Origin of the sequence: Cereibacter ovatus (assembly GCF_900207575.1) — a bacterium.
GTDB classification, from domain to species: Bacteria; Pseudomonadota; Alphaproteobacteria; order Rhodobacterales; family Rhodobacteraceae; genus Cereibacter_A; species Cereibacter_A ovatus.
The window spans coordinates 25,489-48,435 of record NZ_OAOQ01000008.1; the positions used below are offsets into that span (position 1 = coordinate 25,489).

Genomic DNA, 22,947 nt, shown 5'->3' on the forward strand with positions numbered 1-22,947 from the left:
CCTGTCAGGCGCCGGCGATGACGACCGAGTCATTCGGCGCGATCCGCACGGTGCCGATCTTCTTCAGATGGCTTTCCACCACATCCCAGATCTGCGGCCCCTCGGTCCCTTCATTGACCGAGGCCCAGCCGGCCACGACATAGCTGCGCGCGGGCTCGATCGGCTCGCCGGTGGATTGCAGCACCATGTCCGAGATCCGCGCCCCCATCGGCGCCGAGACATCGATCCGATAGCCCAGACCCCCGGTGCGCACCATGTCGCCGCCCTGCTGGTAATAGGGATCGGCGTTGAACAGGTTGTCGGCCACGTCTTCCAGCACCTCGCGCAGGCGGTCGCCGGTCATTTCGGTGCGGTAGCACTGGCCATAGGTCATCGAGGTCGCGCCCATCAGCGCCTCGCGGGTGATGGCCTCGCCCGGCATCACGCTGGGCCCCCAGCGCACGCCCGGCGACAGCGCGATCTGCGCATCGCGTTCGGACAGGATCGCCTGACAGATCAGGTCGTCCCATGTGCCGTTGAAATTGCCGCGGCGATACAGCAGGCTTTCGGTGGTGGCGAGTTCTTCCTCAAGCCGGGCTTTGAAGGGCGCGCGTTCGGCATCGATCAGCGCGGCCATGTCGGGGTCGGGCGCGATGGCATCGGCAAAGATCGGGATCAGCCGATGGCGGAACCCTGTCATGCGGCCGGCCTGAACGTCCAGATCGACGCGGCTGACGAATTTCCCGTGCGAGCCAGAGGCCACGATGATCGTCTGCCCGACCAGCACGGGTTCGGGCAGGGCGTCATGGGTATGGCCCGACAGGATCACGTCGATGCCGCGAACGCGCGCCGCCATCTTGCGATCGACGTCAAAGCCGTTGTGGCTAAGGCAAACCACCAGATCGGCCTTGGCGCGGACCTCGTCCACAAGCTGCGCCATCCGTTCCTCGCGCAGGCCGAAGCTGTATTCGGGGAACATCCAGCCGGGGTTGGCGATGGGCATGTAGGGGAAGGCCTGCCCGATCACCGCGATGCGGGTGCCGGCGCGTTCGAAGATTTCATAGGGGGCGAAGGCGGGTTCGTCCCATTCGACATCGAAGATGTTGGCCCCAAGGAAGGGGAAGGGCAGCGCGTCGACAATGTCGTGCACGCGTCGGGTGCCATAGGTCCATTCCCAATGCGAGGTCATGGCATCCACGCCAAGCGCATTCATCGCATTGACCATGTCCTGCCCTTTGGTCAGCAGCGATGTCATGGACCCGTGCCAGGTATCGCCGCCATCCAGCAGCAGCGCATCGGGCCGCGCGGCGCGGATCGCCTTGACCACGGTGGCGATACGGTCCAGCCCGCCCATCCGGCCATAGGCCCGCCCCAGCGCCACAAAATCCTGATGCGTCAGGGCATAGGCTTCGGGGCTGCCCGGCGTCAGGCCATACAGTTTCAGGAAATCGGCGCCGGTGACATGCGGCACCCGCCCCTTGGCCTCGCCCACGCCCAGATTGATTTCGGGTTCGCGGAACCAGACCGGGCGAAGCTGGGCGTGGATGTCGGTGACATGGATCAGCGTGACATTGCCGAAATCTGGAAACGCCAGCAGCTGATCCTGCGTCAGCCGCTGTTGCGCGGCCAGCCGCGACCACGGCCCAAGGCCCGCCCCGGTCAGGATCGCCGAGGCGGCAAGGCTTGCCTGTAGGAATTCGCGGCGCGAGATCATGGCATTCTCCTTCGGGCACGTCTTTCCCGGTCGCGCGGGCGCGTCGGGGGGTATCCTTGTGGGGCCGGGACGGGCCGGCGGGGTTCAGTGACGGACCGACAGCCCCTCGATCGGCAGGGTCATCCCGCGCGAGGCGACGTAAAGTTCCAGGGCGCGAAACTCGGGCGATCCGGGTTTGAACGGCTCGCCGCGGGTATCGCGGATGCAGCCGACAAAGCGGCCGTGAATCGAGACGATGCCCGAATCCTTCAGCCGGTAGGTGGGAAAGCCGTTGATCTGGCCCTGACTCAGGTGGTCGGCGCGGATCATCTTGCCGGCGTTCTGTTCGTGGCAATTGGCGCAGGACAGTTCAAGCTGGCCGTAGCGGGTATAGTAGATCTCGCGCCCCTGTTCCCAGTAGGGTTCGGCCGCGCCATCGATCCGGATGGTCGAGGCCATGCCGCGCGACTGAAGCGAAATCGCCGCGGTCATCTGCTTCATCGGGTCCGAGTTCCATTTCCATTCTTCGGCGCCCATCCGCTGGGTGCGGCAGGCGTTGATGAAATTTTCCAGCGACCACAGATCGTTGCCGGCCGGGTTCACCTTCGGCATCGAGGCGCGAACGCCCTTCATGCTGTCGATGCCCTGATGGCAGGACGCGCAGGACTTGCCTTCGCTGCCGTCCACGCCATCCCACTGTTCCAGCCCAAGATCGACGAACACCATCGCGGGATTGTCGAAATCGTCCATCTGAAGCGCGCGGGTTTCCTCGGTCCGATACAGCCAGCCGGACTGGACGGTGTCGAACACGTCCTTCAGATGGTCGGGCGCGGGGGCGCGGGTGGCGATCTCGATCTGGTCGTTGACGATCAGGGTCGCGGTCGGATCGGGGTCGGCACTGGCCGCACCCGCCAGCAGAACAGCGGCAAGCGTCACGCCGCCGGAAAGCAGTCGCATGGCATTCCTCCCTTGATGTGGCCGCCCGCCTCCCCACGGACGACCGGGGGCGCGCGGCCCCGGATGATCGGTGATCTCAGGCGACCTCGATCGACTTGCGGTCTTCGTAGATCGAGCCGTCATCGTCATACCAGGTGAAGGTGAACTCGCCCGAGGCATCCACCCTTGCGTCGAATTCGAAATAGGGGTTGGTCGAGATCGCCGGTTCCATGGTCACGTCGATCACATTCACCCCGTTGAAATCACAGGTGAAACGATTGATGATCGAGCGCGGGACCGTGTTGCCGTCGGCATCCTTGCGCTGGCCGCTTTCCATCTGGTGGCTGATCAGCGTCTTCAGGGTGACGACCTCGCCGGGGGTGGCGGTTTTGGGCACTTTCACGCGGGGTTTGGCATTGTCGGCCATGTCTGTTCCCTTTCCTGTCAGCCGCCGCAGCCGCCGATGGTGACCTTGACGGTGGCCTTCGCCTGAACGAAGCTGCCGTTTTCCAGTTTCGCGATCGCGATCACATCCTGCGTCTTGGCCAGACGGATGCGCGTGGCCGCCATGCGCGATCCCGCGGCCGGGCCGAAGGCGAAGGTTGCAACCCCCGGCACCGGGTTGCCCGAGGCCAGAAGCGTGATCGCCACCGCCCCCGGCGCGCTGACCGCGACCGGAACGGTATTGCCGTTTTCCGCGATCTCGGGGGCGGTCAGGGTGATGCCGCCGTCACCCAGAGGGGCGCCGCCGGTGAAGGCGGCGATCGCCTCGTCCACCGCCGCCGTCGCGGGCAGGGGCAGCGTCAGGGCCGCAAGCCCGCCCAGCCCAAGCACCAGCGTTTCGCGTCTTGAAAGCTTCATGTGTTCCTCCTTGGTGTCTGGCCTAGGGCTTCAGCGTCAGCAGATAGGCGACAAGATCCTCGACCTGCTGTGCCGACAGGATCGGCCCAAGATCCGCGGGCGCGGGGTTGCCGGTAAAGCCGTCACCCGGCCGGACATGACCGCCGACCTTGTAAAACGACGGCATCACCGAGCCCGCGAAAGTCAGCTTGGAATTGGCCACGATTCCGCGCAGTTGCGCCTCGGAATAGCGCGAGGCCACATCGTCGAGCGCGGGGCCGACATCGCCTTGGAACGCCACGTCGGGCTGTGCCGCGATCATGTGGCAGGCCACGCAGTTCGCATCGGCGCGCGACGACAGAAGCTTTGCCCCCGCCGCCGGATCGCCCGGCACGCCGGTCAGCGATTGCGCGACGGCGCCGTTGTCGAACCGCACCTCTGTCGGCGTGATCTCGGCGGCCGCGGGTGCCGCAAGGCAAGCCGCCACCGCGCCCAGCATCCACTGGTGCCTCATGCTGTTTCCCCCCTGACTTCCTCCGACTCGAAGGATAAGCGCATCGGTTCGAGTCTGGCAATAAAGATATTACAATTCTTGCATACTATATCAGTCGGCGGCGTTCATCCGCTGGGCCACGAATTTCTGGAAGTTCTCGCCCGACTGATAGCCATGATCCCGGACCCAGGTCAGAAGGGCCGCCGTGGTGCCCTTGCCAAAGGCCCCCGGCATCGAGGCCACCGCCGCCTGCTGCGCAGTCATCCCTTCGGGCACCTGTTCGGGAAAGAACATCAGCGTCGGCGTGAACATCACCCCCCAGCGCATCGCCGCCTGCTTTTCGGTCAGTTTCGTGCCGTCGAAATCGGTCACTTCGGTATCGCCGAACAGGTTCATCTGCACCACGAAGTAGTGGTCGCGGATCAGGGCCTCGATCTCGGGATCGGGGAACACCTCTGCGTGCATCTTCGTGCAGTAGATGCAGCCGCGCTGTTCGAAGGTCACCATCAGGCGTTTGCCTTCGGCGTTGGCCTCGGCCAGATCCTCGCGCAGATCCTTGAAGGTCTCGCGCAGCCAGTCGGGCTTGTGCAGCCCGTCATCGCCCAGTTCGGCGGCCTGCGCCGGCAGGGTTGCCGCCAGTGCGGCGGCAAGTGCGAATCGTCTCATCTTCCGCTCCTTTCAGGTGAGGGTGCCGCTCCAGTCAAGATGGCGGATCATGAACTCGGCGATGCGGTTCACGGAATTGGTGGCGATCAGCACGGCAAACAGGATCAGCATGGCGCCCATCGCCTTTTCGACATGGCCAAGGTGGTGGCGGTGCCGCCCGACCCAGGCCAGAAACGGCCGCGCAAACAGTGCCGCGATCACGAAGGGCAGCGTCATCGCCAGCCCGTAGGTCAGAAGCAGGCTGGCGCCGCGCCACAGTTCGCCCATGCCGCCGGCGATCATCAGGATCGCCGCCAGCGCGGGGCCGACGCAGGGTGTCCAGCCAAAGCCGAAGGCCAGCCCCATCACATAGGCGCCAACGACCGAGCTGGGCCGGGCCGAGGTCTGAACCCGCGCCTCGCGATACAGGAACGGAATGCGCACAACCCCAAGGAAATGCAGCCCGAACAGCAAAAGCACCGCCGCCGCCCCCCATGACAGTTGCGCCTTCCACTGAAGAAAGGCGCCGCCAAGCGCGGTGGCGCCCAGCCCCAGCAGGACGAAGATCGTCGTCACCCCCAGCGCGAAGCCCATGGCCGAGACGACCAGCCGCCGTTGCGCCCCGGGGGCGATCGTATCCGCCCCGCGCAGTTCCGCCATCGACATCCCGGCCATGTAGCACAGGTAAAACGGCACCATCGGCAGGATGCAGGGCGACAGGAACGACAACAGCCCCGCCACGGCCGCGGCGCCGTAGCTTATTTCGAACATCGCGGTTCCCCCCGGACCGATACGATGCCGCTTGCGGCGGCGACAAAATACATTACGATATTTCGATATAAAAAGGCGGTCGTCAATCATGCTGTTCCGCGCCCTTCTGCTGACCCTGCTTCTGGCCCTGCCCGCCCGCGCCGAAACGCGGCTGTTGCTGTTCGAGCAGCCCGGCTGCATCTGGTGCGAACGCTGGCAGGCAGAGGTGGGCCATCTTTACCACCGCACCCCCGAGGGCCGCGCCGCGCCTCTGGTGCGGGTGCGTCTGGGTCAGCAACCCGACGGCATCAAGATCGCACCGCCGCCGCATTTCACCCCCACCTTCGTGCTGGCCGCGGACGGCCGCGAACTGGGGCGGATCGAAGGTTATCCGGGTGAGGCGTTCTTCTGGGCGCTTCTGGGGCAGATGCTGGCCGCCGGCGGCTGACCTGCGGCGCCGGCAGACCAAATCGCCACTGGAAGGTGGCATGATTTTCGTGGCATTCCTGACGCGGATCGGACGGGAACGGGGCGCATGGCGCGGCAACAGGCAGAACGGGTCGAAGCGGCGGGCAACGAAGACGCCCTGCCCGCGGACCTTGTGGCCCAGGCCGATGCGGCGGCCAATTTTCTCAAGGCGCTGGGGCATGAGGGGCGGCTGACCATCCTGTGCCATCTGACCACCGGCCCCAAAAGCGTGATGGAGCTTGAAACCCTGCTGTCTTCGCGGCAGGCTGCGGTCAGCCAGCAGCTTGCCCGCCTGCGTCTGGAAGGTCTGGTCAGTGCCCGCCGCGAGGGTCAGGCGATCTTCTATTCCATCCTCGACCCGAAGGTAGAGCATATGGTGCGCCTGCTGGCCCGGCTGTTCTGCGGCCCCGGGGACAGGGTCTGACCCGCATCCGGGCAGAAGGGGGGGGTGGATGATGGAAGGCTTGCCCTTTGGGGCGATGGCCGCACTTGTCGGCCTGGTCAGCGGCACGGTGCTGGGCCTTGCCGCACGGCTGGGGGATTTCTGCACCCTGGGCGCGGTGGAAACCGCCGTCTATGGCGGCGATCAGCGGCGGTTGCGGCTGTGGGGCATCGTGCTGGGCACGGCTCTTCTGGGCACGCATCTGCTGGCCGTGGCGGGGCTGATCGACCTTGGCGCCACCATCTACCATCAGATGATCTGGAACCCCTGGGCCAGCATCGCCGGCGGGCTGATGTTCGGCTATGGCATGGCGATGGCCGGGAACTGCGGCTTTGGCGCGCTGGTGCGGTTCGGAGGCGGCGACCTGCGGTCGATGGTGATCGTGGTGGTGATGGGGATCTTCGGCTTTCTGGCGCTGTCGGGGCCGCTGGCGCCGCTGCGCATCGCGCTGTTTCCGCAAGGGCCCGCCCCCGGGCCACAAGGCCCGGCGGCGCTGGGGGTTCCTGTGCTGCCTGTGGCGTTGGCGCTGGCGGCGGCGGCCTTTGCCTGGGCCCTGTCGCACGGGCCGCTGCGGCGTGACCGGCGCCTTCTGGGCTGGGGGGTGGCCGCGGGGCTGGCGGTGGTCTGGGCGCTGGCCGGAACCAGCTGGCTGGCCGGGACCAGCCTGGGCGCTGTCACGGTCGAAGGCCCGTCCTACACCGCACCGATCGGGCGGACGCTGATCTTCCTGATGACCTCGACCGCGGGCGGGATCACCTTTTCGGTCGGATCGGTCGCGGGGGTGATGTTGGGGGCGATGGGCGGATCGCTTATCCGCGGCCTGTTCCGCTGGGAGGCCTGCGAAGACCCGCGCGAACTGGGTCGGCAGGTCTCGGGTGCGGCGCTGATGGGGGTGGGCGGCGTGGTGGCGATGGGCTGTTCCATCGGCCAAGGCATCACCGGCTTTGCCACCCTCGCCTGGAGCGGACCCGTCACCCTTGCCGCGATCCTGGTCGGCGCGCTGATCGGGCTGCGGCACCTGATCGGGGGCTTTCAGCCCGATTAGCCTAGGGCATCGGCCCGTTGCGCGCCACCTGCCAGGCGGTCAGCACCGCGCCGGCAAAGATCCCCAGCATCAGCCCCACCAGCACCACCGGCGCCACCACCGCCAGCGGATCGCAGACCGACAGCCCGGCCAGGATCGCAAGCAGCGCCACCGTCCCCACCGCCACCAGCCCCCGCCGCAGCCTGACGCCCGGCGCCAGACCGCTGACGAAAGACCCCGCCACCAGCAGCAGCACAAAGCCCGCGATCAGCCCCGCCGCAAGGCCAAGACTGCCGCGGTTCGGGCAGATAAGCACGCACAGCCCGCGCGCCGCCGGTGCGCCGGGAACCCAGGCGAACACCCAGTTCTCGGTCATCCAGTCAGAGCCTCGGGTCACGGGGCCGCCGGCCTCGCCGCCGGCCGGCTGACCCGCAAAGGCCCCCCACAGCGCGGCTTCGGTCGGGGCCGCGGGGTCGGGCGCGGGCCAGAACGCCACGCCGCCGAAATTGTCCTGATAATAGACAAGATCGGTCGTCAGGGTCTCAAGCTCTCGGGCTTGAACCGGGGCGCTTGACATCTCCTCCAGCGGGGGGACCACGGGCAGGATGCGCCGCAGCACGTTTTCGCGCGCTTCGCCGTGGAAGATGCCCCAGTCCAGGCCATAGCGCAGGAACTTCTTGCTGTCGCTGGTGGGGCGCGGCAGGAACACCAGCACCCGGTCCACCAGTGGATAGCTTAGCGCCTGACCCGCATCAGAGCGGGGATCGACCGGGGTGGTATGGTCGGGATCGGCGCGGTGGCAGTCGGCGGGATCGGCCAGGATGCTGCACAGCTCGTCCAGCAGGGCGGGCCTTTCGCCGGTTTCGTCGGCGGCGGCCTCGTCGATGGCCAGATCCAGCGCGATGTTGATCGTCTGGCCCTGCGGTTGAAGCTGCCGCGACAGCCCCTCGACCAGCGAAAGGATGGTCCAGCACGGCTCTGCGGGGCGGCAGCGGTGGATGCCGCCGGCATCGGGCGTGGTGGTGCGGTGGCTGTCGTGATAGCCGGGAAAGATCAGCGTCACCCCGTCGGGCCGGGTGGTGCCGAACCGGCCCGCGCCCGGCACCGGCGCGACCATGCGGGCGATCTCGGACACGGCGCGGGCGACGCGGTCGGCCGACCAGTCCTGCCAGCCGGCAAGGGTGATGGCGTAATCGGCCTTGGCGCGGTGGATATGGGCCGCGCGCACCAGCGGCGCCCCCACCCGGTCAAGCCAGTCGTTCGCGCCCGCAGGCAGCCGGTCGGACAGTTCCAGCCCGTAAAGCGCGATCCGGTCCACAAGGCGGAAATTCACCGCCGAGACCGCCTGCCGGCCAAAGGACCGATCCTGACCATCCAGCCGCCAGAACGGGAAAAACGCATAGACCTGCGCGTTATCCTCGCGTTCCGAGATGCATCCGCAATCGGTTGCGGCGATCCGGGATGCGTCGCTCAGGGCGCCCGGCACAACCCGCTGGCGGGCCAGCGACAGCACCAGTTCGCGGATCGCCTGCCGGTCCGCGGGCGCGGGCACCTCCGCCGCCGCCGCCGCCCCTTCGGCCAGCGCGGCGTCAAGCGCGGATTCAAACAGCGGAAGGAACGGATAGGGCAGCCCCACCAGCCGCGCCAGCGTCTCGCGCAAAAGGCCGTCACTGCCGATGGAAGCCGCCGCCGCCACAGCCGCGACCAGATCCGGCGTCACGGTCCAGCTTTCGGTCACCACGCCACGTTCGGCCACTGCGGCCATGGCCGCGGCCACGGTCTTTTCGACCTTCGCCGCCGCGATCGGTTCCAGCACGCGGCGCACATCGGCCTTCAGCACATCCGGGGTCGAGGCCGGGGCAAATTCGTGCTGCATCAGCGCGGTCCAGAACTCTTTGTCCTGAACCATGACCGTCATCACACCATCCGTCGCCTCGGTCACACCGATCGCGGGCGGCGTCGGCAGGTCGGGAAATTCCGGCACGCCGGCGGGCCGGGTGTCAAAGCCCGGATCGACGGGTTCGGCCGCCCCGGCCACCGCGCTGGCGGCGGCGGCCACCTGGACCTCGATCTCGTCACGGGTGGTGGCGCGGATCGTCGCCTCGACCGCGGCTTCCAGTTCGGCGCGGGTCGCGGCGACGATCCCGCGCAACTTGCCAAGGGCTGCGGCACTGGGCGCGGTGACGGGCACCAGCAGCAGGCCGTTCAGCTTGGCATCGTCCAGCGTGAAGGCATGGCCCATCAGCTGGGGGTTGCTGTCCAGCGCGGCACCGATCCGGGCCAGCATCCGGTCGGTGACCGGGGCGATGCGCGGATCGGGCGGCGTTTCTTCGGCCTCGGCTGCGGCCTTGGCTTCTGGCGTGGCCTCGGGCTTGGGGGCGCAGCCGCCCTCGCCGCCCAGAAGGCTGGCGCGGGCCGCCGTCATCACCGCAGCCTTCAGCGCCGCGGCGGTGGCAAAGCCTTGCCCCTCAAGGCAGCCAAGATCCAGATCGGCGGTCAGGGCGCGCTTGATCGCGTCGAAATCGGCCGTCTCGATCGCGAAGTAATCCAGCGCCGTCACGGTGGGCGGGCCGGGGTCGGCCGGCGCCACAGCCGCCTGCGGGGGCGGCGCGGCACCGGCGGCGCGATAGTCGCGCAGCAGCGCCAGAACCGCGGCATCGGTGCCCATCAGCCGCGGCACGCGGTCATCCTGATCGCGGGTCAGCCATGCCGCGAAATCGGGTGACAGCAGATCGGCCAGCGCGCCGGGCAGCGCCCGTTCGATCCCGCCATAAACCGCCAGCGTCGCCGCGACCGAAGCGTTGCCGCCCGCGGCGGGCGTCAGCGCCGGGCACAGGCTGGACAGGTTCGGCCACAGCCCCGCCCCCGCCCGCGTCAGCGCGGCCAGCCCCTCTTTCGCATCCGCCGGCAGGGTGCCGGGATCGACCTGCGGGCAGGTGGGGCCAAAGCCGCCCTCCATCAGCGCGCCCTTGGCCAGGGCCGGCGGCCCGGCCAGCCGCAACGGCAACAGCGTCACGCTGGACCCCGCCGCCACCGCCGTCAGCCGCGGCGCCAGCCGCGGATCGGTGGCATAGCTGCGCCAAAGTTCGTGAACCTCGGCGACCTCGCCGTAATCCTGCGCCAGCGCCAGCGTGCCGGCCACCACATCCACCCCCGGGTCCAGCGGCACCGACAGGCAAAGTTCATGCAGCGCCTGCCGGGTGTAGGGGCCAAGGCGGTTGTCAGACAGCGCCGCACTCCAGTTGTTCAGCATCGAGCGCAGGCCGCGGTGGATCTTGTCGATCCGCAGCGCGGGGTCTGGCAGCCGGGCCGGCAGGGTCAGAAGCGGCGCGCAACCGGGGGTGCCGCCGGTCGGCTCATCTGCGGCAAGTGCTGCGGTTCCCAGCCACATCCCCGCCAGAAGCACGACGATTTTTCCGAAGGAAACCCGTGTCATGCGGTTCGCCCCTCTTTGCGCATCTCGACCGAGATCGCCTGCTGAAGATCGTGCGCCCCCACCGTGGCCGCGCCCCGTCGCAGGGCGCCGATGGCGGCATGGTGGACGATATTGGTGATCGAGCCGCCCGAGAGTTCATGCCCCCGCGCCAGCGCCGCGACATCGACTTCGGGCGACAGCGGCACGCGGGCCAGGATGCTTTGCCACAGCGCGCGGCGCAGCCCTTCGTCGGGGCGGGTGAAGGCCACCGCCATCTGGAAGCGGCGAAAGAACGCCTCGTCGATGGCGTTCTTGAGGTTGGTGGCAAGGATCACCAGCCCCGGGCAATCCTCGATCCGTTGCAGCAGATAGGCCACTTCCTGATTGGCGTGGCGGTCGTTCGATCCCGTGGGCACCGAGCGCGCGCCAAACAGCGCGTCGGCCTCGTCGAAGAACAGGATCCAGTCGTTCTGCTCGGCCATGTCAAAGACCTGCGCAAGGTTCTTTTCGGTTTCTCCGATGTATTTCGACACCACCATCGACAGATCGATGCGGAACACGTCCAGCCCGGTGCGCTGGCCCAGAAGCGCCGCCGTCAGCGTCTTGCCGGTGCCGGGCGGGCCGTGGAACAGCACCTTGAAGCCGCGCCCGACCCGGCGCCCAAGGCCCCAGCCGTCGCGGATCAGCGCCCGGTTGCGGAACCATGTCACCACATGGTCAAGGTCGTGGCGGATCGCCGGTGGCAGGATCAGGTCATCCCAGTCCAGCCGGGTGGCGATCTGGCGGGCGGGGAAGCCGGGCGAAAAGTCGGGCCGGGGCGGCTGGCCGGTGCACAGCGCCAGCAGCCGATGAGTGGGCAGGCCAAGCGCGCCGCCAAGGATGCCGCCACCGTCGCGCATCTCGGCGATGGTCAGGCCGGCCAGTCGGCGCAGCGCGTGGTCGGGGGCGAACAGGCCAAGCGCGCGGATGCGGGCCGCGGTATCGCCCCCGCCCAGCAGAAACAGCGCGGTCACGACCGAGGGCACAAAGCTGGCCGCATCCGGGCGTGCCGCGCCGAACTCGGAAAACTGCCGGTCGATGCCGGTATTGCGCAGAAAGAACGGGTCCAGCGCGGCCGGGCTGATCTGCGGCGCCAGTGCCAGCGCCAGAACCAGCCGCGCCTCGGGGGAAAGTGCGGCCGCGGCCACCAGTTGCCCCAGCGCCGAGCCCTCTGGCAGCGCCGGCGGCGGGGCAAGCGTGAACGGCGGCCCGCCGCCTTCGAAGAAATGCGTCAGCCGCGCGGTGATGACCCCGGTCAACCAGTCAAGTTCGCAGGCCAGCGCGGTGGCATGGGGATCAGTCACGGCGCTCTCTCCAGCTGACCGACAGCGGCAGCGCCATCCACGGCAGCGCGACCTGCGTCAGCGACCACGGCAGCCCGTCCAGCAGCATGTCGAACGGCCCCTTGTCCACGAACAGCCGCGGCGGGTCGGGGGCGCGACGCTCAAGCACGCCACGGCGGCGCACGAAGGTTTCGCGCAGCCCCTCGGGCGAGGTCTGGCCCAGCCGCCGCCACTGCGCGATGACGCTGCGCAAAAGGCCCTCGATCAGCGCCGTCTCGGCCGGGGCCAGAGGCGCGGGGTCCGGCTCGATCCCGTCGGGCAGCGCCAGCAGCAGCCGTTCCAGCGGGTCCAGCGGCCCGTCGCGCGGCCCCGATGCCGCCAGCGCCGCCAGCGCCGCCGCAGCGCGCGGCAGGCCATGGGCGGCAAGGGTGGTGCGGTCGGCGCGCAGGTCCAGCCGGTCGAACAGCAGCGGAAGAAAGGGGTGAAACAGCACCAGACCGGCCCGCGCGGTCAGCAGATGGCCCTGATCCGGCCCGGCCCGCCTGCCGCGCGGGACATCGGCCTGCGATCCGCGCTGAACGGGTGCCGCCCAGGGCGCTGGCAGCGCCCCGCCCTGCGGTGGCGCGGTTTCTTCTTCCGTCGGCGCCCCGCGCTGCGGCGGTGCGGTCTCTTGCTCTGCCGGCGTGCCGCGCTGCGGCGGCGCGGTCTCTTGCCCCGCCGGCGTGCCGCGCTGCGTTACGCGGCCGTCGCGCGGGCCGTCTGCGCCATCTTGCGCCGTCGCCGCGCCCGACCTTATCGGCATTGCGGCCGCGGTCCCGGACAAGGCGGGCGCGCTGTCGGTGCCGCCTCGGTCCGCACCTGCGGGCAGCGCGGTATCCGCGCGGACGCCATCGGCGGGTGTCGGCCCTGTCGTCGTCGCCACCGGCCCCGGCCCGGCCGCGGACAGCATCGGACGACCCGGCCCGGCCGCGTCCGGGGTGGCCCCCGTGACATCCATCGGCGCCGGGCCGCGGCGGCCCGATCTGTCGGGCGCGGGCTCGGCCGGGATCATCCCCCGCAGCGCCGTCAGGATTTCGGCCCGCAGATCGGCGGGCAGGTCCGGCCGAGGATAGCCGATCCGCACCAGAAGCAGCCGAAGAAGCGGCATCCGTGCCTCGGCCGGCGGCAGAGCGGCGTGCAGGAAGGCGGCAAGGGCCGGGCCAAGCCCGGCGCTGTGGTTCTGCCGCCCCTCAACCCCGGCAAGAGCGGCGGCCCAGAACGCGGGACGATCCTCGGGCGCAGGGTCGGGCACCGCCCGCCAGATCGCTTCGAACGCGGCGCGAAGCCGGCCCGCGCGATCCCCCGCCAGTTGATCGAACAGCGCACCAAGGCTGTCCTCGGCCTCGGTCGCCGCGGGGGGCATCCCGGCCGTGCCTTGGGCCGTGGGCGAGGGCGACAGGCCCTGCGCCAGACCAGCGGCATCGGCATGGGGCGTGGCGCCGAAAGCCGCGGACGGTGCCGTGGCAAAGGCCCCATCGCCCTGCATGACGGGCAAGGATGTGGCAGGCCGCGCGCCCTCCGGCAAAGCCTGCGACAGATCGGGCGCTGACCCGCCTGCCTTGGCCGGGGGGGCGCGCGCATCCAGACCGGCGGCCCCCGACGCCACCACCGCCGAGGCCGCCCTTTGCCCAACCGACGGCGCATGGGCGGATCGCACCGCCACAGCCGTGGGGTCGCCGGCCGCAGAGCCGGGTTCTGCGGTGCCGCCTGCCTCTGGGTCGGCGCTTACCGGCTGACCACGGCCCGCGCGATCAGTCATGGCAGGTGCATGGCGGCCGATCCGGGCTGGGTCATCGGGCCATTCGGCGGCAGGGCGGACCTCGGTGGCGGTGGGGCGGTCTTCGCCCGCCGGGCCGGCCGGCAGGATCGGGGCGCCCGGCTCGGCTTCGGCGGCGCCCGGAGCGGAGCCGGGCGCCGAGCCCGTCCCCCCCGGGGCCGGATCGGGCGCGGCCGGGCTGGCCTGTCGCACCGCCCCGGACGGACCCGCCGCGTCTTGCGGCGGCCCGGCCTGACCCGGCTCGCTTTCGGGCCCGGCGACTTGACCCGATGGCTTTTGCGGCAGCCCGGCCCGATCGGCTGTGGTTTCGGGCAGCGAGGCGGCCAACGCGCCGGGGCGGGCCGGATTGTCCGCCCTCGGCCGGTTTTCCGTCGCAGGCGTGCCGCGGGCGTCGTCACCGCGACCCGGATCTTTCCAGCCCCCCGGATCTTTCCAGCCCCGTGCGTCGGGACCATGCGCCGGATCGGCGCCTGCCGGCAAGGGCGGCGGGCCATGCGTCACCGGCCGATCCGCCGGAACCGCGACGCGCGGTGCCACATCGGCCGCAGGACGGTCAGGCAGCCCGGTGCACGCGTCATGCGCGATCGCGGGGCGATGCGACCACCGGCCCCGTCGCACCCCATCGGGGTCCGCGTCATCCACGGGCACCCCGGGCGCGGGCGACGGCTGCCGGGGTGTGGCCGCGGTATCGCGATGGACCGCACCAGCCTGCGGCGCGGCGAGGCCCTCTGCGTCAATAGCGGCAGCCGCGGGCGACAGATCGCGATTGCCGGCGCCCTGCGTCTTGTCCGACCCTGCCCCGGCCATGGGAACAGGGTCGGGCGCGGGCCGGGCGACGCTCGGGCCTGCGATGGGCGTGCCCGGATCGTTCCCCCCATCGGCCCGCAGGGGCCGCTGCGCCCGGATCGGTGCCAGAAACGCGGCGATGGCGGCTTCGCTGGCGCCCAGTTCGTGCAGCACCTGCGCAAGGGCCGCGTTCCGCGCGGATGCAGGGTCCGGCGTGTCGGCAAGCGCCGCTGCGGCATCCAGCGCGGGATCGCCATCGCCGCGCTGGCGCCCCCCTTCGGGGTCTGCGGCCCGGTGGTCGGACGGCAGACCCCGACGCGCGGCGCTGCCGGCAGGCGCGGCAAGGCCCTGTGCCTGCACCACCCGCGCGACCGCGCGTGCAAGCGGCCGGTCCTCGCCCGCCACGGGCAGGGCCAGCCGGTGCAACAGCGCCTGCACATCGGGCGAGGCGCCCTGAACAAGCGCCGCAAGATCCGCCAGATCCCCCGGCGCCAACGCGCCAAGGTCGGCCAGCAGGCGGGCGGGCGCGTGGCGCGCTCTCCAGCGCAGATCGGCCAGCAGTCCGGCCCGGCGGGCGGGCAAAGAGGCCGATGCAATCGCCTGACGAAGCGATGAGGGCACGATGCCTGCCGCGTCGGCCGCAGGCGCCATTCCGACAGGGGGCGCCTGATCGGCAGGTTGCGCGTCAGGTCGGGGGGCGGCCCCCGTCGACAAGGCGGCGACAGACCCGCCGGGCGACGCACTGGCCGCCTGCGGAACGCCCGGCGCATCCGCGGGCAGGCGCTGCCCTCTGGCCGGGGACAGGTCCGCATCCGGGCGCGATCCGGGCGGCGCGGGCGCAGGACCATCCGGGGGCCCCACCGCCTGCCCGCCCGACAAGGCGATGGCGGCGGGGGCCTCCGCGGCCGGGGTGCTGGAAGGTGCCGCTTGCTCGCCCGGCGAGGCGATGGGCGCGGATGCCTCCGCAGCCGGGGTGCTGGAAGGCGCCGCCTGCCCGCCCGGCGAGGCGATGGCGGCGGGCGCCTCCGCGGCCGGGGTGCTGGAAGGCGCCGCCTGCCCGCCCGGCGAGGCGATGGCGGCGGGCGCCTCCGCGGCCGGGGTGCTGGAAGGTGCCGCTTGCCCGACCGGCGAGGCGATGGGCGCGGATGCCGGGGCGGGGCTTGGCACCGTCAGCCTCTGCCCGAAGCCGTCGGCCGGGGCTGCGGGGACAGGCGCGGCGGAAGGACGGGCCGTCGGGGGCGGGGGCTCCGCGCCGGACAGGGCGGGTGCGGGGCGGGCCTCTGGCCCGGGCAGGTAGGGCGCAAGGCCCGCGATCAGACCCTGACGCAGACGGGCGCGCAGGGTGGGCCAGTCGGGCGGGTCGGGATGCTCGCCCAGATCCAGATCCAGCGCGGGCACCCGCAACGCGCCTGCCACCGCAAGCTCGGCCAGGGTGGTGTCGATCACGTCGAGAAGCTCGGCCCGGATCGCCAGCAACAGACGCTCGGGCGAGGGGAAGGCGCGCGACCGCGCCGCCAGATCAAAGCGGAAGTCCAGCGTGCCGATCCGGTTCGGCGCGGTCATCGCGCGGCCTCGATGGCGCGAAGGGCGGCGCGAAGGGCGGGGCCGGCCCCCTCGGCGCCCGCGCGCCATGCGGCAAGGGCCGGGCCAAGCGACAGGGCATCGAAAGGCGACAACCACAGGATGCGCACATGGACATGGGCGGGGGCGGTGCGCCCGATCATGTCCTCGACATGCAGGCGGAAGGCGGGCTGTGCGGTGCGCGCGGTCCAGCCCGCCACCAGCGCCGCCGCCCGTGCGGCGCCACCGGGATCGCCGGGGTCGCGCAGCAGGATGTCTTCCAGCAGCACCAAGCCCTCGCAGGCCCGGTTCAGCGCCTGCCAGCCCGAACACAGCCGGTTCGCCAGCGCCTCGGCCGTGGGGCGATCGGGGCAGGTGGTGCATGCATGCAGATCGCCGCCCGGCTGACCTTCGAACAGCACGCGCCAGCCCCCGGCCGGATCGGGCGCCAGCAGCCAGGCATCGGGATCGGCCGCGCGGGCAAACAGCGCCGGCGTGGTGCGCCCCCCCGCCACCCACGGCGCCAGCGGCAGAAGATCGGCGGCCGGCAACGGCAGGGCAAAGCCGTCGCGGTGCATCAGCAGATCATGCGGCTGCCCGTGCCAGACGATCGCATCCGGCGACACAAGGCCCGGCGGCACCGGCGCCCCGGGATCAAGCGCAAGGCCCACCGCCGACATCGCCTCGCCGGGCAGGCGGCCGCGGTCCAGATCGGCCAGATGCGCCATCCGCGCGGCAAGGCCGAAATGCGGATGGGCGGTGCCGGCAAAACGGTTGAATTCCGGAAGTTTGCGCAGGTATCGCGCCCGCCAGTCCACCGCCCAGCGAAGCTGACGGGCGGGGGTGCGATAGACATGCAGCGCCGCCTGCGCGGTGCCGGGCATCTCTTCGCCCTGAAGCGCAATCAGATAATCCAGCATCCCGACCCGGCGGCGCAGCGCGGCCGCATCTTCGTCGGCGCGCGGCGTGCACAGGCCATAGCGGCGGCGCAGCCCAGCCAGAGGTGCGGCCACCGCGGCCAGATGGCCCTCGATCATGGTGCGATAGCTGGCCATCTGGCCAGCCGCCCGCAGCCGGTAGATCCGCGGCAGATCGACATCGACCGGCACGCGGGCGGCGCTGCGCGGGCGGCCGGGATAGCCCATGTCGAAATCGCGCCGGTCCAGCCGGTTGCCCGCCTTCCCGATCCGCGCCGCCGCCAGCTTGTCATGTTCGGCCGCCACCGCCTGCGGATCAAGCGGCACCGGCCCGCCGTTGCGTGTCAGCACCAGAAGCGGCGCATCCGGCCGCGGCAAAAGCACCTCGAACACGGTGCCGGGGAAGGCCGCGGGGGCCAGCGGGGCGCCGCTTTCGGCATCCACAAGCGCAAGGTCGCGCAGGCTTTCGACGCCCTCGATCCGTTCCAGCGCCGCAAGCACCAGATCGGGGCGCGACGGATCGCCCGGTTCGCTGCGCACCCGCGGCCAGACCGCGGCGGGATCGTCCCAGACATCGGCCCGACGCGCGCCCTCGCGACCCGAGGCTTCGGCGCAATCAAGCCCCTGAAGCGCCAGCGTCACCGCATGGACGATCTCTGCGGCGACGCGGTTCGGCTTGGCCAGCGGGCGAAGCCCGACCGTGCCGCGCAGATGCAGCCCCTTGCGCGGGGCCAGCGCGATCAGCGCCGCATCCGATCCGACCATCCGCACCGCCGCAAAGGCCCGCCGCACCGCCGCCAGCGCCACGGCCCCGTCGGTGCGCGGGGCGGGCACCACGCGAATGGCAAACAGCCCCGTTGCGGGATGCGGCGTGACGAACACCCGGGCCACCCCCGGCAGCGCCGACAGATGCCCCGCCAGATCCAGCGCCGTCACCGGCCGCCCCGGCAGCACCCGCCGCGGCAGCGGCAAGGCCAGCGCCGAGGGCGCGAACCGCCCCTTGGGATCGGTCAGGTGGTCGCGCACCGGATGGTCGGCGCGATAGGCGATCTCGGTCAGGGCAAAGCAGGTCTGTTCCAGCAGCGTGACGCCCGGATCATGCAGGTTGTAATCGGTCCAGATCCCGCCCGAGGCGCGCTGCGCCGCAGGGATCGCCGCCGCCATCAGCGCCTGAAAGGTCAGCGGCGGGGGCGGGGGATCAAGGCTCATTTCGGCGTCTCCGCCGCGGCGGGCGGGCGCGATCCGGCCATGGTCGGATCGAACCACAGTTGCGTCAGGGAATAGCGGATCACCTTGTCCGGGCCGAAGCTGCTGTTGGCGCGGATCTGAAGCCGGAAATGATGGCGCAGCGCCGTGGGCACCCAGCGCAGCCGGATACGGTCGGCAAAGCGGCCATACATCGCGGTCTGCGCGCGGATCGGGCGGCGCCCGAACAGCCAGTTCAGCACCCCGTTGCGCGGGTGAAAGGCGTTCATCGCCACGGCATGAAGCATGGAATAGCGGCCCTCGCCCGGCTCTCCGCCGACGCCGGCCATCACCTCGAACGCCTGACAGCCGGTCAGTTCCGGCGTGATGTCGTGCCAGCGCCCGTCGGCGGGCACGGCGTCGTCATCAAGGATCGCGCGGCCCATCCGGCCCGACATCCGCACCACCCCGTCGACATCCATCCGGCAGCCGGGTTGCGCCTCGTGGACGCCCAGCCGGCCGTCGCGCGTCAGCGTCAGCCCCGCCACCGCAGCGGGCGCCGCGCCGCCGCGGTCGGGGCGCAGATGCAGGCTGTTGTCGTCGCCATGGTCCATCACCCATGCGGGATAGGGTGTGCCCACGCCTTCGTAAAAGCTTAGAACCCGGCGCGACGACCCCAGCGAGGACAGCCGCAACCCGTCGGCCACCGTCTTGGAAAAGCCGTCCTCGACCTGGTTCACGCTGCTGTCGATCAGGTCGCGGTAGTGTTCCGCGGTCGGAAGCGCGCCCTCGCGGAAGAAGGATTTCAGCGTGGTCCTGTCCTGCGTCGTCACCGACCTGCCTCCTGACCCACGATCAACATGTCCCCCACCCGCAGCCGGCCGATGCCGGTCGGCCGCGCCTCTTGTGCCGGCGGCAGGTCGCTGGCCTCGATCGCGTGATCGGCGGCCGACAGCGGCAACGCCCACGGCCGCGAGGGGCGGATCACCTGCATCCCCCCCGCCCCGCGCGCGGTATCGATCAGCCGATGGATGCCGCGATCGTCCGAGGCGAAATGCAGCACCGAAAAATCCGAGATTTCCTGCACATAATCCAGCGCCGCGATCTGCGCCCGCAGTTGCGCCACATTCAGCGACCAGCCCAGCCGCGCCAGATCCGGCGCCGCGGTCCAGACCGACAACTGCCGCACCAGATGCTGGCGCAGCCGGTGCGCGCGGGCGCTGTCCTGACTTTCGCGGCCAAAGCGGACCTGCGCGCGGACCTGAATCCGGTCGAAGGCGGGGTTGACCACCTCGAACCCGGCGAAGGGGCTGGCGTGGCGTTCCAGATGATCGCGCACGCGGGTCAGCTTGCTGACGTCGAAATGGCGTTCCTGCGGGGGCACGCTGCCGTCGGGGTCGGGCGGCGGCGGATGGCGCACCAGCACCACCGTTGCCCGCCCCGGCGCGGGGGCGGGGCCGGCATGGGTCAGATGCGGCAGGCATTTGACGTGCCAGACTTCGGGAAAGGCATCCAGCACCAGACATTCGACATCCCAGGGCGTCACCGCCCGCGCGCGGTGGCGCAGCCGCGCGGCCACCCGTGCCCGCCATGCCGGCGGGGTTTCGGGCGGGCGCGGCGGCAGGCGGCGGCCCACCTCGACCGGGGTGCCAAGGCCCGGAAACCCCGGATCAAAGCGCCAGTCGCGCGGCCCCTGCGCCCCCTCGGCCGCCACGACCGACACGCCACTGGCCCAGATCCCGTTGGTGCGGACCGAGGACAGCACCGGATAGGTTTCAAACCCCGGACGCTCGGCCGAGACCGCCAGCCACACCCCGCCGGGCGGCATGTCGGGGGCGGTTTCGCTGGCGTCATCGGGCAGGTCCAGAACCATCGTCCCCGGCCGCAACAGGCCGTCGGTGGTGTCCGAGGTGATCGCCGTGGCCGGCAGCACCTGCCAGCCGGTGTCGGTCAGATAGTGCCAGACCAGCGGCACCCGGTCAGGAACGGTGCGTTCGTGCCCGCTGTCAGCGATGTCGAACAGCAGCGACAGGCGGTCCTTGGCGGCGGGGCCGGCCAGCTGGACAAACAGCGTGCCATAGCCAAGCCGGGCCGGGAACAGGCCGATGCGGCGGCCGATCCGTTCGGGAAACAGGCCAATGGTGCCGAAGGGCGTGACCTGCCGCACCCGGTCGCGCGGGCGGGCGGCTTCGTGATCGGACAGCAGGATGGTGTCGGCGGCCTCGTATCCCAGCCGCAGCGCCGCCACCCGCGGCAGCCATGGCGGGTTGGGCAGCGCCCGCGGTCGCGCCGCCGGCCCGATGGGCAGCAGCCGCGGCCGCATCGCCTGCGCCAGCGCCATGGTATAGGGCACCTGCCCCAGCCCCTCGCCCACCCCCGACAGGGTCAGCCGCACCGCGCCGGCGCGCAGCTCGCCGCGGGACCGGGGCAACGACAGGCTGTCGGCGCCGGTATCGGGCCGGCTGGGCCGCTCTACCGCGCCGTGGCGCTGCCAGTGGCTGGCCAGCCGCCCGTCGGGGCCCGCACGATCCACCAGCGCCGTGGCGCCCGGCAGCAGCGGGGCCCAGCCCTCGGCCGACAAGAGGCTGGCGGTCACCTGCGGATCGGGCACCGCCGTTCCCGGCGGATACTGCGCGTAATGGGCGGCAAACCCCCCCGGCCCCACCGGCAGATCGGCCCAGTCCAGCGCGATCGTCACCCGAGAGACCGGCTTGACCGCCATTTCCGGCGCCGCAATCGTCAGCGTGGCGCCATCGGCGGGGCGGCTGCCGAAGGGCAGGAAGCTTTGATCCGCCGCCACCGGGCCATCATCGTTGAAAGCGGCGAAGCGGCGCAGCCCGGCCACCCGGACGCGCAGGCCGATGCGGGCGATCTGGTAGCGTTCAAAGAAGCTGACCGGGCAGATCCGCGTTGCGCTGCCGTAGCGGATGGTCAGCCTGGGCGCGGCGTCGCCCTCGGCCGTGATCGGGGGCTGTTCGGGGCCGATACTCAGGCGCAGGGTCAGGCCGGGGGGCTGGCCGGGCCCGTTGGGCAACACCTGACGCACCTCGGGGCGGATCGGGCCTGCGGCGCCCGACAGGGTGACATCGAAGGTGTCGGCAAAGAACGTCTGGAACACGTCCTCGGGGCGGAACAGGAAGCGCCCCGCCGCATCCTGCGCGAAACATTCCGCCAGAATCGAGTTCCGGGCGCCATGGCCGTTGCCGGTGCGCTGACCGCTAAGGTCATCGCGGCAGGCGTCGATGCGGGCGCCCAGCACCTGCCAGAACCGCCCCGAGGGCCAGGGCGCGCCCTCGACCAGACCCAGCGTGACGATCCGCCCCAGCAGCAGGCGCAGCGCGTGGCCTTCGGGCGCACGCTCGGCCAGGGTCTGATAGATCAGCGCCATCGAAGGCGGGCCGGGCCGGGCCGCCACCTCGGCCGCGATCAGGGCGGCGCCGGCCTCGACGCTGGCATGGCCGAAGGCCAGCACCAGTTCGGGATCGCGCGCCAGTTCCAGCAACACCTCGGGGTCGGCGCCCTTGCGCGGGGCATCGGTGTCCGGGGTGGTGGCGGTGGCGGGCAGCGCACTGGCCCGGCGCATTTCCAGCCTCACCTCGATCTCGCGCCGGCCTTCGTGCAGGCGGAACATGTCCGAGCTGACATCAAGCCCAAGGTTCGGCGCCTGCGCCAGCCGGGCGGTAAAGATGCCGCGGTCGATCGCGCGGTCGGGCGGATCCAGCGAGGCCACGACCCGGGTGATCGCGCCCAGCGTGGCATGGGCCGACACCTGCGGATCGGTCTGCCATGTGATCGCGCCGGTGGCGGCGACCCGCGCGGTGGTGACGGGCGCGGCCAGCAGGGTGCGGAACTCGGCCGGGGCCGCCGCGGCGCTGCGCGCGATCAGCCGCGCACCCTGCGGCAGCAGATGCGCGGCCGCGCCGGGGGGGATGTGCAGCAGCACCCGTTCCGGCTGCGCCGGCGCCGGATGCTGGCCCAGCATCCCGGCAAAGTAGAATTCGGTATGGCGGCGGGTAAAGCGGTTCAGCCGCGCCTCGACCACGCCCGCGGCCGTCAGTTCCGCCACCAGAAGCCCGATCGCGGGATCGACCCGCCCCGAGTCAAGCCGCGCCCGCAGCGCCGCCTGCGCCGCCGGCTGCAACGAGGCCACCGCATGAACCATCTGATGATGCGCCGCCACAAGGCCGCCGCGCAGGCGGCGCGCCTCAAGGATCGGGTTGCGGGGGCCCTTGGTCGGCGCCTCGGCCAGACCCAGCGCCGACGACGCCTCGAACAGCACGGCGCGGGTGTCGGCGGCGCGGCTGGAGGCCAGCCGGCTGACGCGGCCTTGCAGGTTCATCTCGGCGTCAAGGGTATCAAGCGTGTCGGCAAAGACCTCTGGCAACTGGCTGCGGGCGCGGGTCATCCAGTCCTGCAACTGCTGCGCAAGGGCGCGCACATGGCGGACAAGCGGCGTGGCCCCGGATTCGGCCGCAAGGTCAAAGGCCGCCAGCGCATCGTCGGGCCGGAAGGCCACGATCTCGGCCGCCAGAACCGCGGGTTCGTGGCGCAACTGGTGGTGCCACGGCTGCGGCGCGCGGGCGGCAATCGCGGCCAGCGCCTCGGCCAGCCCGCCCGGGCGCAGATACGGCGCATCCGTCGCCAGCGGCAGCGGCAGAACCGATCCGGCCGACATA

At 71.0% G+C, this 22,947-nt stretch carries 16 protein-coding genes; 3 read left to right on the forward strand and 13 right to left on the reverse strand.

Going from position 1 to position 22,947, the window contains the following annotated elements; translation table 11 throughout:
* Positions 1 to 4 precede the first annotated feature (4 nt).
* From soxB to CRO07_RS10310, 7 genes are all read right to left on the reverse strand, one after another.
* Positions 5 to 1,693, reverse strand: coding sequence for a thiosulfohydrolase SoxB (gene soxB / locus CRO07_RS10280; protein ID WP_097030608.1), 1,689 nt, complete (start codon positions 1,691 to 1,693; stop codon positions 5 to 7).
* A gap of 84 nt (positions 1,694 to 1,777) precedes the next feature.
* Positions 1,778 to 2,629, reverse strand: a complete 852-nt coding sequence (gene soxA, locus CRO07_RS10285) for a sulfur oxidation c-type cytochrome SoxA (protein WP_097030609.1) — start codon at positions 2,627 to 2,629, stop codon at positions 1,778 to 1,780.
* 76 nt (positions 2,630 to 2,705) lie between these two features.
* Entirely contained in the window at positions 2,706 to 3,035 is a 330-nt protein-coding gene (soxZ, locus tag CRO07_RS10290) for a thiosulfate oxidation carrier complex protein SoxZ (RefSeq protein ID WP_097030610.1), read from the reverse strand.
* Between the two features lie 17 nt (positions 3,036 to 3,052).
* Positions 3,053 to 3,469 (reverse strand): thiosulfate oxidation carrier protein SoxY, encoded by a 417-nt coding sequence (gene soxY / locus CRO07_RS10295; RefSeq protein ID WP_097030611.1) that lies wholly within the window; start codon positions 3,467 to 3,469, stop codon positions 3,053 to 3,055.
* 22 nt (positions 3,470 to 3,491) lie between these two features.
* Positions 3,492 to 3,962, reverse strand: a complete 471-nt coding sequence (soxX, locus tag CRO07_RS10300; RefSeq protein ID WP_097030612.1) for a sulfur oxidation c-type cytochrome SoxX — start codon at positions 3,960 to 3,962, stop codon at positions 3,492 to 3,494.
* A 90-nt stretch (positions 3,963 to 4,052) separates the two neighbouring features.
* Entirely contained in the window at positions 4,053 to 4,607 is a 555-nt protein-coding gene (locus CRO07_RS10305; protein WP_097030613.1) for a SoxW family protein, read from the reverse strand.
* Positions 4,608 to 4,619: 12 nt separating this feature from the next.
* The gene (locus tag CRO07_RS10310) at positions 4,620 to 5,357 is read right to left on the reverse strand and encodes a cytochrome c biogenesis CcdA family protein (RefSeq protein ID WP_097030614.1); all 738 of its coding nucleotides are present in this window, start codon (positions 5,355 to 5,357) and stop codon (positions 4,620 to 4,622) included.
* An 88-nt stretch (positions 5,358 to 5,445) separates the two neighbouring features.
* Here CRO07_RS10310 and CRO07_RS10315 point away from each other — a divergent pair, with 88 nt between their 5' ends.
* The 3 genes from CRO07_RS10315 to CRO07_RS10325 all read left to right on the forward strand — a co-directional run bounded on the left by CRO07_RS10315 (position 5,446) and on the right by CRO07_RS10325 (position 7,291).
* On the forward strand, positions 5,446 to 5,784 hold the full coding sequence (locus CRO07_RS10315) for a thioredoxin domain-containing protein (protein ID WP_097030615.1): 339 nt from the start codon (positions 5,446 to 5,448) through the stop codon (positions 5,782 to 5,784).
* Positions 5,785 to 5,871: 87 nt separating this feature from the next.
* Positions 5,872 to 6,228: an ArsR/SmtB family transcription factor gene (locus CRO07_RS10320; RefSeq protein ID WP_097030616.1), complete on the forward strand. Its 357-nt coding sequence runs from the start codon at positions 5,872 to 5,874 to the stop codon at positions 6,226 to 6,228.
* Between the two features lie 55 nt (positions 6,229 to 6,283).
* The gene (locus CRO07_RS10325; RefSeq protein ID WP_235840971.1) at positions 6,284 to 7,291 is read left to right on the forward strand and encodes a YeeE/YedE family protein; all 1,008 of its coding nucleotides are present in this window, start codon (positions 6,284 to 6,286) and stop codon (positions 7,289 to 7,291) included.
* A gap of 1 nt (position 7,292) precedes the next feature.
* Here CRO07_RS10325 and CRO07_RS18690 read toward each other — a convergent pair whose 3' ends face one another.
* From CRO07_RS18690 to CRO07_RS10355, 6 genes are read right to left on the reverse strand one after another with little or no spacing between them, the layout of a single operon-like run.
* Positions 7,293 to 10,706 (reverse strand): hypothetical protein, encoded by a 3,414-nt coding sequence (locus CRO07_RS18690; RefSeq protein ID WP_097030617.1) that lies wholly within the window; start codon positions 10,704 to 10,706, stop codon positions 7,293 to 7,295.
* On the reverse strand, positions 10,703 to 12,028 hold the full coding sequence (locus CRO07_RS10335) for an ATP-binding protein (protein WP_097030618.1): 1,326 nt from the start codon (positions 12,026 to 12,028) through the stop codon (positions 10,703 to 10,705). Before CRO07_RS10335 ends, CRO07_RS18690 begins: the two co-directional genes overlap by 4 nt.
* Positions 12,021 to 16,172 (reverse strand): contractile injection system tape measure protein, encoded by a 4,152-nt coding sequence (locus CRO07_RS10340; protein WP_141400051.1) that lies wholly within the window; start codon positions 16,170 to 16,172, stop codon positions 12,021 to 12,023. Before CRO07_RS10340 ends, CRO07_RS10335 begins: the two co-directional genes overlap by 8 nt.
* Entirely contained in the window at positions 16,169 to 18,295 is a 2,127-nt protein-coding gene (locus CRO07_RS10345; RefSeq protein ID WP_097030620.1) for a hypothetical protein, read from the reverse strand. Before CRO07_RS10345 ends, CRO07_RS10340 begins: the two co-directional genes overlap by 4 nt.
* Positions 18,292 to 19,104, reverse strand: coding sequence for a hypothetical protein (locus CRO07_RS10350; protein WP_097030621.1), 813 nt, complete (start codon positions 19,102 to 19,104; stop codon positions 18,292 to 18,294). Before CRO07_RS10350 ends, CRO07_RS10345 begins: the two co-directional genes overlap by 4 nt.
* Positions 19,101 to 22,946 (reverse strand): hypothetical protein, encoded by a 3,846-nt coding sequence (locus CRO07_RS10355; protein ID WP_097030622.1) that lies wholly within the window; start codon positions 22,944 to 22,946, stop codon positions 19,101 to 19,103. The genes CRO07_RS10350 and CRO07_RS10355 overlap by 4 nt, the downstream gene beginning before the upstream one ends.
* Between the last annotated feature and the right edge of the window lies 1 nt (position 22,947).

What these genes read in the sequence shown, in the direction of transcription:
- soxB (WP_097030608.1), bottom strand. Translation starts at nt 1,693, where the DNA reads ATGATCTCGCGCCGCGAATTCCTACAGGCAAGCCTTGCCGCCTCGGCG.
- soxA (WP_097030609.1), bottom strand. Translation starts at nt 2,629, where the DNA reads ATGCGACTGCTTTCCGGCGGCGTGACGCTTGCCGCTGTTCTGCTGGCG.
- soxZ (WP_097030610.1), bottom strand. Translation starts at nt 3,035, where the DNA reads ATGGCCGACAATGCCAAACCCCGCGTGAAAGTGCCCAAAACCGCCACC.
- soxY (WP_097030611.1), bottom strand. Translation starts at nt 3,469, where the DNA reads ATGAAGCTTTCAAGACGCGAAACGCTGGTGCTTGGGCTGGGCGGGCTT.
- soxX (WP_097030612.1), bottom strand. Translation starts at nt 3,962, where the DNA reads ATGAGGCACCAGTGGATGCTGGGCGCGGTGGCGGCTTGCCTTGCGGCA.
- CRO07_RS10305 (WP_097030613.1), bottom strand. Translation starts at nt 4,607, where the DNA reads ATGAGACGATTCGCACTTGCCGCCGCACTGGCGGCAACCCTGCCGGCG.
- CRO07_RS10310 (WP_097030614.1), bottom strand. Translation starts at nt 5,357, where the DNA reads ATGTTCGAAATAAGCTACGGCGCCGCGGCCGTGGCGGGGCTGTTGTCG.
- CRO07_RS10315 (WP_097030615.1), top strand. Translation starts at nt 5,446, where the DNA reads ATGCTGTTCCGCGCCCTTCTGCTGACCCTGCTTCTGGCCCTGCCCGCC.
- CRO07_RS10320 (WP_097030616.1), top strand. Translation starts at nt 5,872, where the DNA reads ATGGCGCGGCAACAGGCAGAACGGGTCGAAGCGGCGGGCAACGAAGAC.
- CRO07_RS10325 (WP_235840971.1), top strand. Translation starts at nt 6,284, where the DNA reads ATGGCCGCACTTGTCGGCCTGGTCAGCGGCACGGTGCTGGGCCTTGCC.
- CRO07_RS18690 (WP_097030617.1), bottom strand. Translation starts at nt 10,706, where the DNA reads ATGACACGGGTTTCCTTCGGAAAAATCGTCGTGCTTCTGGCGGGGATG.
- CRO07_RS10340 (WP_141400051.1), bottom strand. Translation starts at nt 16,172, where the DNA reads ATGACCGCGCCGAACCGGATCGGCACGCTGGACTTCCGCTTTGATCTG.
- CRO07_RS10345 (WP_097030620.1), bottom strand. Translation starts at nt 18,295, where the DNA reads ATGAGCCTTGATCCCCCGCCCCCGCCGCTGACCTTTCAGGCGCTGATG.
- CRO07_RS10355 (WP_097030622.1), bottom strand. Translation starts at nt 22,946, where the DNA reads ATGTCGGCCGGATCGGTTCTGCCGCTGCCGCTGGCGACGGATGCGCCG.